The following is a 1,456-nucleotide window of genomic DNA, read 5'->3' on the forward strand; positions in this document are numbered from 1 at the left end:
TGAACTGAACCCCGAAAGTTGGACACCAACTTTCGGGGTTTTTTCTATGGCGAAGTACAGTACGCAGTTCAAACTGGATGTGATCCAGCAATTTCTGCAGGGTGAGGCCGGTATCAAGGCCATCGCCAGCGAGCATGGCCTGCACCATTCGATGATCAAACACTGGCGCAATTTGTATGCTGCTCATGGACAGGCTGGCCTGGAGAAGAAGTCCACCCGCTATCCGGCTGAGCGTAGATTACAGGTGTTGGAGCACATGTGGGCCAACCGGCTCTCCTATCGTCAGAGCGCGGCGGTATTCAATATCCGCAGTCCCTCTTGCATCCCTATCTGGGAGCGCTGCTATCATAGCGGTGGTATAGACGCCCTGATGCCGCGACAGCGCGGCAAACCAAAAAAGATGCCAACCTCTCAACCGCCCCAACCTCAACCGCATGTCGATGATGCAAGCCGTAGCCGCGAAGAATTGCTCGCCGAGGTGAATTTCTTGCGCATGGAGAATGCCTATCTAAAAAAGTTGAAAGCCTTGGTTCAGCAGCAGCAAGAGCAGCGAACGACAGCGCGCAAAAAGCGCAAATAGTTGGTGAGCTAAGGCAACAATTTCTGCTGGCGGACCTGCTCAAGCTGGCTGGCCTGCCGCGCAGCACCTTTTATTATCAGCAGAAGGTCGCACAGGTAGCGGACAAGCATCAGGCACTGAAGCGGCAAATTCGATCCATTTTTGCCCTTCATCAAGGGCGTTATGGATATCGGCGCGTGACGCTCGCTATTCGGCAACTGGGCCGGCAGGTCAATCATAAGACCGTCCAACGGCAGATGGTTCAGCTTGGATTAAGGTCGCTGGTGCGTCCCAAGAAATATCGCTCGTACAAGGGCGAAGTGGGTCAGGCGGCGGCCAATGTCTTGCAGCGCCAATTTCAGACGCAGGCAGCCAATCAGAAGTGGGTGACGGACGTGACGGAGTTCAACGTCGCAGGCGAGAAGCTGTATCTGTCGCCGGTGATGGACCTGTACAACGGGGAAATCGTGGCGTTTGAAACGGCCAGGCGGCCCGTGTTCAAACTGGTGAGCTCGATGCTCCAGAAGGCGCTGGCCAAACTGAAGGCGAAAGACAAACCCATGTTGCACTCTGACCAGGGATGGCAATATCGTATGCCGGCTTACCAGAAAATGCTGCGGGAAAAGGGAGTGGCGCAAAGCATGTCCCGTAAGGGAAACTGCCTCGACAACGCATCCATGGAAAGCTTCTTCGCCGTGCTCAAGACGGAGTTCTTCTATCTGAACAAGTTCAGCAGCATCGATGAACTACAGCGTGGTATCAAAAATTACATCCACTACTATAATCACGAGCGTATCAAACTCAAGTTAAAAGGGCTGAGTCCCGTGCAATACAGAACTCAGCCCTTGGCTACCTAGTAAGAAAACTAAACCGTCCAACTATTTGGGGTCAGTTCAC

1 protein-coding gene is annotated in these 1,456 nt (G+C 53.4%); it reads left to right on the forward strand.

Translation table 11 applies throughout. From position 1 onward, the window contains the following. Positions 1-46 precede the first annotated feature (46 nt). Positions 47-1,416, forward strand: a protein-coding gene (locus ACQ4W0_RS29120; protein ID WP_436579896.1) for an IS3 family transposase whose coding sequence is annotated in 2 segments (ribosomal slippage) — positions 47-524 and positions 524-1,416 — 1,371 coding nt in all. Because the reading frame shifts where the segments join, the coding sequence is not laid out codon by codon here. The last annotated feature ends 40 nt before the right edge of the window (positions 1,417-1,456 follow it).

It is taken from the genome of Janthinobacterium breve (assembly GCF_051380895.1).
Classification (GTDB): Bacteria; Pseudomonadota; Gammaproteobacteria; order Burkholderiales; family Burkholderiaceae_D; genus Janthinobacterium.